Source organism: Vibrio vulnificus NBRC 15645 = ATCC 27562 (genome assembly GCF_002224265.1).
Classification (GTDB): domain Bacteria; phylum Pseudomonadota; class Gammaproteobacteria; order Enterobacterales; family Vibrionaceae; genus Vibrio; species Vibrio vulnificus.
In genome coordinates this window covers 3191893-3207189 of the sequence record NZ_CP012881.1, presented here as the reverse complement: position 1 = coordinate 3207189, position 15297 = coordinate 3191893, and the positions used below count along the sequence as shown (strand labels likewise).

At 49.0% G+C, this 15297-nt stretch carries 12 protein-coding genes; all 12 read right to left on the bottom strand.

The features are described 5' to 3' along the window. Positions 1-79: 79 nt before the first annotated feature. Positions 80-1441, bottom strand: a complete 1362-nt coding sequence (locus AOT11_RS15615) for an O-antigen ligase family protein (RefSeq protein WP_017422098.1) — start codon at positions 1439-1441, stop codon at positions 80-82. After that, positions 1438-2898, bottom strand: a complete 1461-nt coding sequence (locus AOT11_RS15610) for a lipopolysaccharide biosynthesis protein (RefSeq protein ID WP_017422097.1) — start codon at positions 2896-2898, stop codon at positions 1438-1440. The genes AOT11_RS15615 and AOT11_RS15610 overlap by 4 nt, the downstream gene beginning before the upstream one ends. Next, complete coding sequence (locus AOT11_RS15605; RefSeq protein ID WP_017422096.1) at positions 2895-4073, bottom strand: glycosyltransferase family 4 protein; 1179 nt, start codon at positions 4071-4073, stop codon at positions 2895-2897. The genes AOT11_RS15610 and AOT11_RS15605 overlap by 4 nt, the downstream gene beginning before the upstream one ends. After that, positions 4070-5263: a glycosyltransferase gene (locus AOT11_RS15600; protein WP_017422095.1), complete on the bottom strand. Its 1194-nt coding sequence runs from the start codon at positions 5261-5263 to the stop codon at positions 4070-4072. The genes AOT11_RS15605 and AOT11_RS15600 overlap by 4 nt, the downstream gene beginning before the upstream one ends. Before the next feature lie 107 nt (positions 5264-5370). Then, positions 5371-6504: a glycosyltransferase gene (locus AOT11_RS15595; protein WP_017422094.1), complete on the bottom strand. Its 1134-nt coding sequence runs from the start codon at positions 6502-6504 to the stop codon at positions 5371-5373. Then, positions 6497-7990, bottom strand: a complete 1494-nt coding sequence (locus AOT11_RS15590) for a sigma-54-dependent transcriptional regulator (protein ID WP_017422093.1) — start codon at positions 7988-7990, stop codon at positions 6497-6499. Before AOT11_RS15590 ends, AOT11_RS15595 begins: the two co-directional genes overlap by 8 nt. Before the next feature lie 156 nt (positions 7991-8146). Then, positions 8147-10435, bottom strand: coding sequence for a HAMP domain-containing hybrid sensor histidine kinase/response regulator (locus AOT11_RS15585; protein WP_017422092.1), 2289 nt, complete (start codon positions 10433-10435; stop codon positions 8147-8149). Between the two features lie 23 nt (positions 10436-10458). Continuing rightward, positions 10459-11259 carry a phosphate/phosphite/phosphonate ABC transporter substrate-binding protein gene (locus AOT11_RS15580; protein WP_039547260.1) on the bottom strand — a complete coding sequence of 267 codons (801 nt, stop codon included), beginning with the start codon at positions 11257-11259 and terminating at the stop codon, positions 10459-10461. A gap of 14 nt (positions 11260-11273) precedes the next feature. Further along, positions 11274-11966 (bottom strand): P-loop NTPase family protein, encoded by a 693-nt coding sequence (locus tag AOT11_RS15575; RefSeq protein WP_026050691.1) that lies wholly within the window; start codon positions 11964-11966, stop codon positions 11274-11276. Further along, positions 11966-14020, bottom strand: a complete 2055-nt coding sequence (locus tag AOT11_RS15570) for an SLBB domain-containing protein (protein ID WP_411039865.1) — start codon at positions 14018-14020, stop codon at positions 11966-11968. The genes AOT11_RS15575 and AOT11_RS15570 overlap by 1 nt, the downstream gene beginning before the upstream one ends. Positions 14021-14061: 41 nt before the next feature. Continuing rightward, a complete protein-coding gene (locus tag AOT11_RS15565) occupies positions 14062-14904 on the bottom strand; it encodes an OmpA family protein (RefSeq protein ID WP_017422088.1) in 843 nt (280 codons plus the stop codon). A gap of 31 nt (positions 14905-14935) precedes the next feature. Continuing rightward, positions 14936-15256, bottom strand: coding sequence for an STAS domain-containing protein (locus tag AOT11_RS15560; RefSeq protein ID WP_011080500.1), 321 nt, complete (start codon positions 15254-15256; stop codon positions 14936-14938). Positions 15257-15297 lie beyond the last annotated feature (41 nt).

The following is a 15297-nucleotide window of genomic DNA, read 5'->3' as shown; positions in this document are numbered from 1 at the left end:
TAACCTCTTGTATCAACAACTATGCCACTTAGAGATTGTATAAAATTCAATAACTTAGTGTTCGTTGTTGCGCTGGTGTTTACGCATTCTCATTTTGAGAATCAATTTTGATGATGTGACTGATGGCAATCGTGAGGGCGGCAAGAATATAAATTGGCCAAGTAAACCCTTGGGTGAGAAAAGTACCGGAGACGATCGTTCCCAAAAGCCCGGCAAAGACCGCGTTGGCGGCAATATCAATGGCGGTCGGTGTTTGGTGGTGAATTTGCCGAATAGAATGCAAAGAGGTTTTGATTAAGCAAACAATGAGGCCAATAAACAGAGTTAGGCCAACAAACCCTGTTTCGGCAAGTACGCCAAACCAAGTGCTGTGCACTGCGTGATTGAGCCCATCCCAGTGCGGGCTGTAGAAGAAATAGTTGTAGTAAAAGTTTTGTAACCCGACGCCAAGTAAAGGATGGGCTAATGCCATTTTAAAAGCGGCCTCCCAAGCGTAGAGTCGCCCCATAGCTGAAGCATCAATGCCTTCTTCGGCTGCGCCGCCAGAAGCGCGCTCGGAGATCCCCGCTACCGCGTAGAGAAGCAAACTGGCCACGCACCCGAGGAGGATCAGCACGGTTTTATTGCGAATGGTTTTGTTAGCAAAGTAACCCAGAACCGCCATGGCACCGAGCAATCCGCCGCGGCTTTGTGTTTCCAACAAGGCCAAGAAGAGGATCGCACACGTCACGCCCGCAAGAAGGCGCACCATCAGGTGGGTTCGGCGATGAAAACTTAAGCTAACGCTGAACGCAAACGGAAACATCAGCACTAACGCCAGATCGTTTGGATCACCAAGCATAGAACCCAGATCGCGACCGATGGTGACACGTGAGCCTTCCACTAGGCCAATCCCTTGCATGGCGTTACTCAGTGCAACGCAACCAATCAGTAGGCCAGAGAGAGTGATGGTAATCGAAATAATGTTGAGATGTTTAGCGCTGGTGAAGAGCCACATGATGGCTAAGGTCATCACCATGATTTTCCAGTAGACACTGGAAAAAGCGCCAAATGCCACTCCTCGATTGCCCGCAAAGAAAAGACCAATGACAACCACAAGCCAAAAGGCGACTAACCAGTTCATTACAGGGTGCCAGTAGGGCTTCAACTGTCGTGTGATGATGAGATGCCAACCCAATGCAGCCAGAGCGCCAAATGAGAGCAATAAGGGAATTTTCAGAGAATAGAGCTGTGGTATGGCTTCATGGATACGAAAAAAAGAGAACACCACAAACAACAGCACCAACCAAAAGGTTTGATTGAGCACATAAAGCGTCGCGATAGGGAGTAAGCAAAGCGCCACCACCACAAGTGGGTTGGGTTGCCATGCCCATACCAGAGCCACCACCACACAAAGTGTCAGAACAAAGGCCAGATGGGGGTAGCGAGGGGTGACGGTCATAACGCCTCCTCATGAGCGTTCAATGAAGGTGTCGTCTGCAAGCCTTGTTGCGAGGGATCGCGTGGGGTGAATTTAAAGTGCAGAATCGGCCATGCCAATGCGATGATCACGCCAAAGCAGAGCAAGATTGAGAGTGCACCCGTTAGCCAATGGCTCGCGAAATAGAGTGCACAAACACCAATTAACGCGCAGAGAAAAATCATCGCCAGACGGGAAAGCTGCCATGGCAGAGTAAAGGCTTGTTGACTTAGTACCATCACGCCAATGGCTCGCACGCCTTGCGTGATCGCAAGGGCAAAACAGACACCGACCACGCCAAAGGATGACAGCCCCCAAAACAAACTCACGGCCAACAGCGCACAGACCAGATTCAATATCAGCAACTGCCGAGTTTGATGACGATAGAGTAGGCCGAGATTCACTATCTCATAACTTTCTTTGAACATCGCCGCTGGAATGAGCAATGCTAAAAAGGTGATCGCAGAGGCAAAGGTGGTGGGTAAGGCGTAGAGAACAAACACTTTTGCAATTGCAAACACCGCGACCGCAAGCAGTGAGATATAAACCAACCCACATTGACTGATCTTGACGGCTTTCGCCTCGCCTGAGTGGGCAAGGCATTCGAAACGTTTTGGCATCCACCACATGCCAAAAGGCTGCACAAATATACACAAGGCGAGCGCAAATTTCGCGGCAATGGCGTAAATGCCCAATTGAGCAAGGGAAGAAAAACCACCGATAAACCATCGTTCTGCCCCATTTAACGTAAAAGCCAGCAACGCAGAGAACATCAGCGGTGCAGCGTAGCGTAACCAACGCTTAAGTTGTGCCGATGAGATGGAAGCGATGCGATAGCGATTTAGCCAGTGTAGCGCCACGCATTGATAAAGTGCGCTGAGTAAGCTGCAAAGTAACAGCCCAGTGACACTCGGCCAATAGTGCAGCACCAGTAATACACAAGAGAGCTGGAGAACGAGTGCACTCACCGTTATCGTGACCAGCGCTTTGGCTTTGTCATCTTGAATTCTTAACCAAGCGGTGCCGATGGCAATCAAACATTCAAGGCTGATGCAGGCGAACAGAAGTGACAGTGTGATGGCATTGAGTTCTCCATTCCACACGATGCTTTGAACGATGGCAAAAGCGAGTAAGAAAAACGTCAGCGCGATGATCGCAGCGAGGGAGTACACCTGATTCACCACCTGCTTTTTCTCGCTCATCAGTTCACAGGGGGCTGCGAAACGGTATAGCACTTCATGCAAGGAGAGCGAAACCAACAGTGCGGAAAAGGTGCCAATTGAGGCCAATAACTCCAACGTGCCCAACTGAGTGGTGGAGAGATAGTACGCCATAATGGGCAGCATCAACAGTGCCGCGCCTTTTTGTAAAATCAGCGCCACGCCAAACAGTGAAATGTTTTGCAGTGAACGGGAGTGGCGCAATTGTCGCAATCTCATAGCGCACCTTTTTCTCGAGTACGGCTAAGTGGGATGACATTGCGAGTGGTTTTTCCCCCTAATGAATCGATGATTGGCTGGTAACAAATATCGGAACGATAAAGCTTGGCTAAGGTTCTGCCATTGCGTGATAAACGTTGACGGTTACAGGGTGAGGCGAGCAGCAGCTCAATTTTCTGCCGTAAATCTTTTGCACTATTGGGTTGGTATTTAATGCAGTGTTCACCATCTGTCAGTTTTTCAGCCCAGAAAGCACCATCGTCGGGGATGACCACACACAGACCCGCAGCCAGAGCTTCGAGAATGGATAAGCCAAAAGGCTCATTTTGGCTGGTGGAAATAAAGATCGAACACTGCGAGCGGATGTGATCAAGATGGTTTGGCTGTTGATACCAATGGCAGCGCGTGAAGGTGAGATCCGGTTCACTTACCGCCAGTTGAGTCTGCTGAGGTTGGATATAGCAAACGTGGCAGTCGATGTCTTGAGGATGAATTTTTAATGCCTCCACCAACAAATCAAGCCCTTTCCATTTGAGTAATGACGCCGCCCAAAAGAGTTGATCGGATAGGACATCGCACTCTGTCGGCCACTGCTCAGCATTTAATCCATTGGTAAAAGGCACAAAGTTGTTGCGCTCAAACACCATTCTGGCGCGGTCTGTGTTGGCCATTGAGGGCGCTGTTTTTTCGTAGTAGCGACACAGTGCCCCGAAGAGGCTCTTTTTTGCGCAAGGTAGATAAAACACCTTCTCTGCTACCGAGAGGCAATAGCCAATTGAGCGAGACCGCGCCACTTTGCCATGAATCACTTGAGTAATCGGTGTTTTGAACATGAGTTTGAAAAGGTAAAGTGGCATATCAAGTCCAGGGCCAGAAATGCCCATTAGCCGATGGATCTTAGGCAAACGCAAAGTGATCACCAGCAAAACCAGCCAATGATAGGCTTGCAGTAGCCAGTACTTTAACCCTTGTTCCGCGAGTAACATGGCTATCGTCGGGTATGAATAGACCGAACAATTGCCATGAGCCAATGCGTTTTGCCAGTTATCGCGATTCGCGGTGACGATATAGAAATGGATTGAGCGCTGTTTGGCGACGTGCAGCATCTCTTGTGTGGCGATTTTAGACCCGCCTAGATAGCTAATGGGATCAAAAATTAACACGTTCTGTTTCATGACAGCAGCTCCTTACGACGAAAGAAGTAAAGAAGAGGACGCAGCATCACACGCCACTGAGGGGCGGGTTGGTCGCGCTTCATCAAGGCGAGATAATGCGCTTGCAACGTTTGGGTGTTGCACTGAATCGTCAGGTTTTCATGCGCATCCACGTAAGCGGTTTGTTTGAGCTTGTGACTCAGCGCCGGATTCAGCATCAGTTTTTGCATGGCTTGCATCAGTGAAAATACGCCGCTGTTGTGATACAGCAGCCCATTTTGGTTATGGGAAACGAATTCGGGAATGCCTCCAGTGCGTGGGGCAATCACAGGCAACTCCGCCATCATGGCTTCTGCTATCACCAATCCAAACGCCTCTTGGTAAGCGCCGCTAACAAAGGCATCCGCATCGGATTTCAGCCATATGGCGGCGTTGGCTTTTTCGCCTAACCAGTGCACTTGCTCGCTTAATCCCAATGTCTCGCTCAAGTGTTCAAGGGTTATACGTTCAGGGCCGTCACCAATGATCACTAAATGGGCTTTCTCGCCATTTTTTTTCAGCAGATAAAGCGCCTTGAGCAAACGATCAACGCCTTTTCTCGCGATCAAGGAGCCAATCGTGATGAAGGTAAAGGCTTGGCGTGGAATCGAAAGTTGAGTTTTGAGGGAAGTTTCAAGTGATGAGGAAGGCAAGCACACGCCGTTGTGCACCACACTCAACTGAGGCAGGGTAAGCCCTTCACTTTGCATTGCTTGGCTAATGGCGTCACTCACGCAAACAATGTTATCGGCGAGATGAAAGCCCATTAAAAAGCGCTCGCGGAGTGGGTAATCGCCATGGAGTTGAAGCAGCAGTGGGCAGTGGCAAAGTCGCGCAGCAATACTCATCCATTGGCAAGGCGCGCCACTGTTGACGTGGATAAGCGCAATATGGTGGCGTTGTATCAAGGTGATCGCCCGTGCGACCAATTTCATCGTGTTAAGGGGGTTAAACTTGTTTGACCCTATGACACCCAATACCGAAAATGGGTCTTGATAGGTGGTGATACCACATTGAGTGAGATGATCGAGCAGAGGCTGACAGTTTGACCATACAATGGGCTCAAACTGTTGGGTGTCTAATGTTGCCAGTAGATGGATGAGCGTTGTCTCGCTGCCTCGAATCCAGTTGTCCCCATAGTGGACAAATAAAATGGGTGTTCGTGTTGTCATTGTGATTCCCTACCCACGATTTATTCTCATGTTAGGTAGGGAGTGCAATGGCAGTGCCAAAGAAATACTCGATTTATCTCACTGAAAAATTGAGTATTTCTTGTCGGCTAATGGTGAGGTGTCAATTTGATTCTCAAATTGGGAGAAGCGTTGTCGATATGATAGGCCGAGAGAATTTGCGGTAAGACGGCTTGAGGCGAATAGTGTTGCATTATGGTCTCGCGAGCCTGAAGCAGTAGGCGTTGCTGTTCCACGGATGGCATCTCCAACCAACGCCGCAAATGCGCCACTAAATCTGCTTCTGTTTGCGCAATAAATCCGTTTTGACCATGTTCGATAAGTTGGCCCAATTGGCCTACGTTCATCGCAATGACAGCGACGCCGTTTGCCATGGCTTCTAACGCGGCCATGGGTAAGCCTTCAAAACGAGAGGGGATGATCAACACGGAAATCTTAGGCCAAACCTTCGTCATGTCGCTGACAAATCCAGAAAACTCGACGTTGTCGTTCGCCAAGGTCTCCAATGGCTCGCGTTCTGGCCCGTCTCCGTACAGATGGAAGGTCAGTGAAGGGAAGTGCTCCGCCAACTCGACATATCGATCGGCGGCTTTTTCGTAACTCAAACGGCCAACAAAGCCGATGTGTTGCGCGCAACACTGATGCGATTCTGACGGCTCTGATACCGGGACAAAATTGTTGATTCGCTCTCCAGCAAAAGGCAAAGAGTGAAGAATGGCATCGCTGACCGCAAAGCGATGATCGCTAATGAAGCTGGTCAGGCGATCGACCCAATCGTACAACCACAGCTTACCCGTTTTGCTTTCTCCTGCATGATAGGTGCTGACTAAACGCAGATGCGGAAAGCTCATCATTCGTGCTAAGCGCGCGTAGATATTGGCTTTGTAGCCATGGGTATGTACGGCGATGGGCCGATAGCGCTTTAGCGCAACCGCTAACTGCATGATGGGCATGGGGTGATTGCCGGATAACTGAGAGATGTAGTTAACGCGGATCCCTCGCTGTCTGAGCTGCTGCATAATCGGAGGGCGACGGACATACTTGTTGGTTAACAACACACGTACCGAATAATGCTGAGCCTTGAGAGCCGAAGCAAGCTCAATCACATGGCTTTCAATCCCACCGTAAATGAGAGAGTCGAGCAGCAGCCATATCTCTTTCCCGACACGATGACTCTTAGCTGGGCGTTTTTTGCCGAGTGTGGCTTTGTTATCGTCAGGCATTTTCTTCTGCCTCCCACGCTTGTTTTTTGCGATACACCGTCGAAGGGCTTAGCTCCAACATCACCGCCGCACTGATCACGTTGCCGTCGCAAAAGGCGATGGCGTTTTGAATCGCTTCGCGTTCAATTTGCCACATTGGACGGATACTGCCGTCAGAATGGTGGAACGCATTGTGAGCGAGTGGATTGGCCTTGGATGTTTGCGTCTCAAGCGAATGATGGTTTAACGCCTCATGTCCGTTGCGCATCTCTTGGATGACCGCTTGAACGGGTTGAGGTGGTGCTGAGAGTTTAGCGGGTTCTTTGACAGTTTGCGGTTTGGTGGTGAGTTGAGCCGGCAAATGTTCCATATTCAGTTGGTTGTCATCGTTGAGAACGACAATGTTACGAATGATGTTTTGTAACTGACGGACATTGCCCGGCCAGTTGTATTTTTTAAGTATTGATTGCGCTTCTTTGCTGATTGAGTTGAATTTTTTGCCGTCCTCTTTGGCGTAAGTTTTGAGGAAGTGATTGGCCAGCTCAACGATGTCGTTACCGCGTTCTCTCAGTGGTGGCATTTCAATTGGAACCACATGGACACGATAGTAGAGATCTTCCCTAAAACGGCCTTCTTCGACCTCTTTGAGGGGATCGCGATTGGTGGCGCAGATGATGCGTACATCCACTTTGATTTCTTTACTGCCGCCGAGTGGGGTGAAGGTGCCGGTCTGAAGAAAACGTAGCAGTTTTTTCTGCATCTCCAGTTCCATCTCGCACAATTCATCGAGAAATAGCGTGCCGCCGTTGGCCAGCATTGCTGCACCTTTGCGATCGGTTGTCGCTCCGGTAAACGCCCCTTTTAAGTGACCAAAGATTTCGCTTTCCATTAAGTCACGAGGAATCGCCCCACAGTTGATTGCGATAAAGGGCTTGTCTTTGCGCAGACTCTGTTTGTGTATCGCTTCAGCACACACTTCTTTCCCTGTGCCACTTTCTCCGTTAATAAAAACACTGGCGGAGGTTGGCGCCACTGAATCAATGGTTTTATATACGGCCTGCATTGGCAGGCACGCGCCGATAAAGCCGTGATAACGTGGTCTGTCGAAGCGAGACTGTATGTTCTCAACTAAATGCTCTAATTTGGCGCGTTTTAGATGAACGGCAATGGATGTTTTTAAACGGTCGGCTTTGATTGGCTTTTCGAGAAAATCTTCCGCCCCTTTGTTCATTAAGCTGACGGCGATGTCGACGGAACCATGAGCGGTGGCAATGATAACCGCGGTCGGAACATCGTTTTGGTTGATCCAGTCAAGCACATCTTCCCCGGACATATCGGGCAACTTGAGATCTAAAATCACCAGTTGCGGTGTATTGCGCTCAATAAACTGAATCGCGTCACGTCCGGTTTCCACGTGAAAAATGTCATAGGGTTCATCTTTGACGTATTGCTTATATAAAATGGCAAGTGAAGTGGAATCCTCGACTAACAGTACTTTTGCTCGCATCTCTTCTCCTTACCCATGTCACCGTCTGTTGCTCGTATATTAATAATAGTTTTAGCACATGGGCGTCGCTTTGTTGGGGTAAGCGACTATTTTTGATTGAAATTTTTTCTAATCTTTGTCGTGCGATCTCGTTTTAGAACAGCAGTATTCAACGCGTTAAATTGAGTTGGGCTCTACAAACCCAAGTTGTTTGCGATCGTTTAGGGCAGACAGCGAATCGTGCGCTAATTGCGCAATACCAGATGCCTCATTCATCACGGTGTCATACTCTTTTGCCAAGCACAGCCGCTCAAGCTTTCTGGCCAGGTTGGATAAGCGTCGATTGCCCAGCGCCAGTGATGAACTGCCTAGCGTGTGTAACTCAAACTCCAGTTGCTGAAAATCGTTGTGAGCGATCGCCTGATCAATCTTCACCAAGCGCCGCTCCGATTCTTCAATGTAATGCTCAATGAGCATCGGCATCACCTCGGCACTGGTGTCACGAATCATTTGTTGAATGATCAATTCATCCACCAATGGGGCGGTTGTGTTTTTCTCTGACGTTAAGGTGATCTGCATATGATTGGTTTTCTCCGTTTCATGGGGCTTATTAGCAGTATCGTAGTGATTGGAGGTGCTTAGAACTTTGTTCAACTCCTCCATTAAATGGCGGCTACGTAGCGGTTTAGAGAGGTAGCCATTCATGCCTGAGCGAAGAAACTTCTCTTTATCGCCATATAGCGCGTGTGCGGTAAGCGCAATAATGGGCGTTGCTGCTTGTTTGGCATTGGGCAATTGACGAATCTCCTTGCACGCTTGCATGCCGTCTTTGCCGGGCATCGAAATATCCATAAAAATAATGTCGTAGTGGTGTTTTGATGCCATGCTCACCGCTTCGTAACCATCGTTGGCTAAGTCGATCGCCACGCCAAGGCGTTCAAACATGGCTTTGATCACCATCTGATTCGCGGTGTTGTCTTCCGCAACCAAGATACGTTTGCCTTGAAGCAATGTGCAGACGCTATCATTGTCAGGCTGAGCCTGTTGCGTGACAGTGTCGTGTTCTGCCAGTGGCATTTCCACACTAAACACAAAGCAAGAGCCTTTTCCCACTTCGCTTTCGACATTGATTTCACCTTCCATCAATTGAGCAAGACGTTTGCAAATCGCAAGACCAAGCCCCGAGCCTTCGCGAGTACGTGAATAGCCCTGATCAACCATAGTGAACTCTTCGAACAAAATGGCCATGGCATCGGGCGCGATACCGATACCGGTGTCGTTGATCTCGCAGCGGATATAGAGCCTATCGCCATTGTTTTGTGCCGTCACATGAAGGGATACGCTTCCTTTTTGGGTAAATTTGACGGCGTTGCCGAGCAAGTTTAGCAGCACTTGGCGATAGCGGTTTGAGTCGCCCACGACCACGTAGTCACACTCATCGTTGAAGGTAAGAGACAAGTACAGCCCTTTGGTTTTGGCGAGCGGCTCAAAGCTGTTGACGATTTCCTCAACGCAACTTTTTAGCTCAAATGGGCGAGGGTAAAGAATCAGCGTATTGGCTTCCATGCGAGAGAAATCGAGAATGTCGTTGATGATGGAAAGCAGCAGCTCGCCAGATTCTTTCGCCGTATGGACTAGGTTTTGCTGATGGTTGTCCAGTTTGGTTTCACCCAGAATGCCGAGTAGCCCAAGAACGCCATTCATTGGCGTGCGAATTTCATGAGACATGGAGGCCAGAAAGCGGCTTTTCGATTCGTTGGCGAGCTCTGCTTGGGTTCGGGCTTGCTCTAGCTCTTGGTAGCTGGTAGCGAGATTGTGCGACATGGAGTCAAACGCGGCGGCCACTTTACCGATTTCATCTCTCGTCTTGAGTTGAAGTTGAAAGCCGGGACCATCACTGGCAACGCGCTCCGCCGCGCGAGTGAGTTGATAAAGATTTTGGCTCAGATAACTCCCTAAAAAATAGGAAAACAGGGCAACAAGAATGATCTCTAGTAAGGCAATAAGGACGATGGCTTTGCTCGCTTCATCAAGCGCGGTTTGAATCGCTGCGGTGTTAAAACCCATACGAATTTCACCATAGGTTACGCCATCGACGGTGATCTTCTCACTCACATCAAACACCAAATCGCCTAAGCTGACGCGGTCATCGACCTGCCAATCGGCACTCTCTTTTGGCAAAGCACCGGCAAACGCCAGTTGCTGATCATTGTTGCGGATATCCACATAGAGGATGTCTGGAAGAGAGAGGATTTCTTGAGTCAAATCATCCAAAGTGGCGAGATCAAGCGAAAGTAGGGCATCTTTAGATGCGCGAGCAAACATCTGTGAGGTGGCATTGGCTTTTTGAATAAATTGCTCTTGGTTAGATTGGCGCATGAAGTTCATGGCGCTGAAAACCAGTAGCATCAACATGACAATTTCAATGCAGGCAATGCCGATGATGGTTTTAATTCGAAAAGACATAGTGACCTCCTGGCAAGATACCTTTAGTCCGTCAGTAACTTAATGTCGAGTTGGCGAATATCGTTCCAATCAGAATCTTGCGCCGCGACAAACGCAGAAATCTTGAGTGGATTCAATAATGACTCTGTCTTGTTACGCTGATGGAGATTGAGCAGAGCGTTTTGCAGCGCCAATACGGTGTTTGCATCAAGGTTCGGTTTTACGGCGATGGGGTGTGGCGTGTAGCCATCGCTGGTCCAAAGTATCTTTAATTGCTGGCGAACATCGGCAGGAGCCGCGTTCAGTGTTCTGGCAATACCACCGCCAGCAGGCAATAAGCCGCGAGCCACATTGAGATAAACAGAATCGTGGGATGAAACGTATTTGGGCTGATATTCAATACCTTGTTGGTTTAAATACCCTTGCGTCAGAATCGTCGCAGCAAAAGCGGCTGGTGACGGGAACGCTAATGTTTGTCCACTCAACTGAGAAATGGAGTTAATGGAATCATTGGCATTCACCACAATTAAGCCATAAATCAACGTATCTTTGGCTTTGGCGATGGCTTGGTAGCCAACTTGCTGGTGGAACACCACGTAGTGATAAGGGTTCATGTAAGCGATGTCGTAATCGCCCTCACTAAGGCGAGCTTCAAACGCCGGAATGTCGGGGGCGGTGGCAAAGACAATCTCGAGTCCGGTTTCCTCGCTGAGTGCTTTGATCACTGGCGTCCAATTGTCGGCCAGACGGCTGGCGGATTGCTGAGGTACTACACCAAAAACCAGTGGTTTACACCAACTGATGGGAGTAAAGAGGAGCAGTGCTGTCAGTATCCATTGCTTCATCGTCAAGTCTCCAATCAATAGGGTAGATTCAAAAATTCGTTTTTATACAACCAGTTTTCTACGCGCTTTCTTAAGCGTAGTGGAAGAAATTTGAATTTATTCAATTGTCTGACTAATTCTTCCGAAAAACTTGGCGAATCTTTCATGTTCAAAATGGTGCCAAGTAGATGAATCGATCGGGCATCGAGCAGACTTTGTGCCTGCAAAATTTGGTTTTCTGTTGTACTGCCATAGCAAGCGACAAGAATGGTGGCATCACACGCACTGGCGACGCTTTGTGCTGGCACATTTCCTTTATTGAGATTAAGCAGCGGCGAGGTATCAATAATGATTCGCTCATAGTGACTTTGCCATTTATTGACGGCTGAGCACAAGTTGGCCGGATCTTTGTAGGAAAGCTGAACGGCCGTCTGGGTGGGCGCCGGTACGCCGACCAATACTTGATGGGTTTCATTGTGTTCGATGAGCATTCCTGGCTGCGCTTCGTGCTCGAAGCTATGCACATCGTGAAAAGCGGGCTTAAACAGATTGAGGTCGACATACAAGGTGTGATGACCCGCAAGAATGAATCGTTCAGCCAGCGCAGTAGCAATGGAGGTGACGCCGTCACCAGAACTGCAGCCCGTGATACAAATGGAGTGAATCTGTTCAAGCTCTGCTTTGAGATAGAGCTGTTCAATTTCGGCGTGAGTCGCGGGAATCATCATCACAACGCTCCTATTAATACCAAGGTGGTGGTGATTTGCAGTACATCACGTAAACCTGCTCGTGCTTTTTCAATCAAGCTTTCATCGCGGCTCGGAATATAAATCGTGTCGCCAGCTCGGATCACGGGAAGATGGTAAATATTTGCGGTTTTGCTGAAACTCACGAGATCGAAGGTACGCGCCTGCCCTTGGCAGCAAGACATGTTCACCACGCTGATTTTCTCCAAATAGGCGCTTGAGCTTGGCCCACCAGCCTCCGCCAGCAAATCGAGGATCGTCATGTTGTCGTTAAAGGCGTAGCGTCCCGGTTTGTTCACCGCTCCTAGCACTCTAACGGTCGATTCTTTACTGGTATCGAGCCAGTTTTTCTCCTTCTCGGGAATGTAGATGGTGTCACCGGGCTTGACGTGAGGAAGAAGAGATTCATCTCCGGTTTCAAAATAGAGTGAGAGATTGAGTTTGCTGACCAGCGAGTAGCTTTTATCTCGGTGCGTGACGCGGATATTGTGAATATCAGCATCTTTGGTTGGTCCGTCAGCGGCAGACAAAATGTCAAGAAAGTGCATTTCATTGGTAAAGCGATAGCGCCCTGGCGCATTGACTTGACCAAAGACATAAATCGAAGCGTCTGAGCTTTGTCTCACCCACTGTGATTTGTTGTCCGAAGGGTCTTGCGGTAAATCGTGCACACGAATGATTGCGCCTGCATCAATGCGAGGTAGGGCTTTCGTTGGCGCACCTTGGCGAATAAAGGCATCGAGGTCAAACACTTGCATTTTGCCACCGTTAACAACTTCGATCTTCGTTGTGTCAGCACGTAATGTTGGGCCACCGACATGCGCCAGTAGATCCATCAAATCCATTTCGTCGGACCACTCGATGCGACCTGGGCGAACCACTTCACCCATGACAGCAACGGCGCGATCGGGGGCCACTTTAAGCCAGGACTTCTCGTTCATGTCGGTTTTTTCCGGGACAAAAATGGCGTCACCGGGCTGTATTTGTGGCACTTTGGTTTTGCCCAATCCTTCCGTGTGTGCGGTCAAATCAAATCGGATCACGCGCCCATCCGCTTTAAGCACACGAATTTGACGAGACTCAGCAAATCGGGTTGGGCCGCCGGCGTTGGCAAGAATGTCCATAAAGGTGGCCCCAGGTTTACCTTCATACGCACCGGGTTGAGCCACTTCTCCCATGATATACACGGTGTTGGATCCGGACTTGATCTCCTCTTCCTGACGAGGAACGAACACGGTAGAGCCGGGGGCGATATCGGGTAAAAGGGAAGAATCGCCGCTATCGAGGTATTTTTTTAGATTGAATACTTTGGGCTCATTGTTGGAAATCACTCGGATCTGTTCTACGCCAGCGTAGCGTGTGACCCCACCTGAGCGCATCAAAATATCAACCAAATTGGTGTCTGGCTTGTAACTGAACGAGCCTGGCGAATTCACCTCACCGAACACTTTGATGCCTTTGGCAGAATCTGCGCTGTCGCCACTGTCAGCCAGTTTCGCAGGATCAAACGTCTGCTCAATGTTGCCCACCAAAGGAGAGGCGGGAACGAAAAGCACGTCAAGCGAACTCAGCTGTGGTAACAACTCATCGTTGCCAGTATCGAGAAATTGTTTGTAGTTAAACTCGCGACGGTCGCTGCCGCGTTTTAGCTGCATTTTGTCGAGTTGAGCACCAGAGCGTAATCCCCCTGCAGCATGGAAAGCCATCTCAACGCTTGCGCCTTGCGGTAATGTGTATTCACCCGGCTGCGTTACATAGCCTTGAACGGAAATCAGCATCTGTTGCTGTTTGATAAACACGCTGAGGTTACTCACATCACGAAAAACGGTGGATAAGGACTGTTTTACCGCGTTTTCCAATTGTGCTGACTGATAACCAGCAACATAAATTGGACCAATTTCTGGCAGAGTGATTCGGCCGCGTTTATCGACTTGGAATCCGCGATTAAGGCTCTCTTCACCAGGTAGGTTAATTTGTATCAGATCACCCACCTGTACGCGCTCATCGGCAGCGTGGCTTAGGATTGGCGCAATCATTAACAGCAAAAGGATGAGAGCGAGATAGCTTTTTGCGATGTTCATTGTACGCCTCCTGTATAGGGAGATGGCTCGGTGCTTGCTGGTGATTGAATTTCGATGCTCACGCGTCGATTGGTCAGGCGCACGGCGGCACTTTCACCATCAAACAAGGGCAGTTTCTCTCCCAGTGAATAGGTGGTGATACGGTTGGGGTCTAAACCGAAAATAGCTAAATAACGTTTGACTTGCTCGGCTCTGTCCATTGCCAGTTTTTCGTTGTATGCCTCGTTACCGGTGGCATCCGCGTGGCCCGTGACGGTAAGGGTTAATGTGGTGTGCTCGCGCAATATATTGGCTGCTTTGGCAAGGTGGCCCATGTATTTCGGATTAATTTCCGCTGAATTCACCGCGAATTGATTGTCAATATTGAGAATGTCATACAGCTCGTTGACCATATCTAACTGAAAACGGAAGGCGTCTTCATCACGTGGGGGAACGCAACGAGTGTGAGAAAGTACGTAGTCGAGCTGCTGCTCTAGTTGGTGCAGACGTTTACGTTGAATCACCAAATCGTTCGCTGCATCGAGCAGTAATCCGCCTTGCAGTTCACGAGCGATGCGGTTTTGCAACTCTAAGGCTTGTACCACAGAGGCAGGAAAGCACCATTTAGCGCCTTCTCGGATCAACGAATCTAAGTGTAATTTTGCCAGTTGCCAATCGAAGCGCATGCCATGTTCAGGACCGAGAGGTTCATCAGGCATGACCGGAGAAAAGTCGGCGTTTTCATAACTGATATTTTGATAACTCTCTGCCAATCCACCGCTGCCATGCTCAGGGTAGCTTGCACAACCTGAGATGAGCAGGGTGAAATAGAGCATTGTAAACAGTAAGTGTTTTTGCATGCCAACCTCCGACGAATTTTTATTGTTATGGCTAAAACTGCTTAGAGTTAACGGGAATCGCGTGGTCAATACGCAGTAAACTGATGATTTCTAGTGGTTGGCCGCGTACGTTTTCAATGCGCATGGTGCGTTCACGTTCAACTAATCTTTTATAGAGATAAACGATCGCCCCAATACCAGATGAATCGAGAAACTCAACACCACTCATATCGACTTCGATATCGGTATGGCGATCGTTGTTGATCAACTCATCAATGTGAATTTGGGCTTGGCGGCTGCCGTGGGCATCAAAATTACCAACGATAGACAGAGTGAGTGTTTGTTGATTGAGGTCGAGTGTGCTGAGTTCCATGTGACGTTCTCCTGTTGGGTGTCTTCAACAAATAGCAGGTT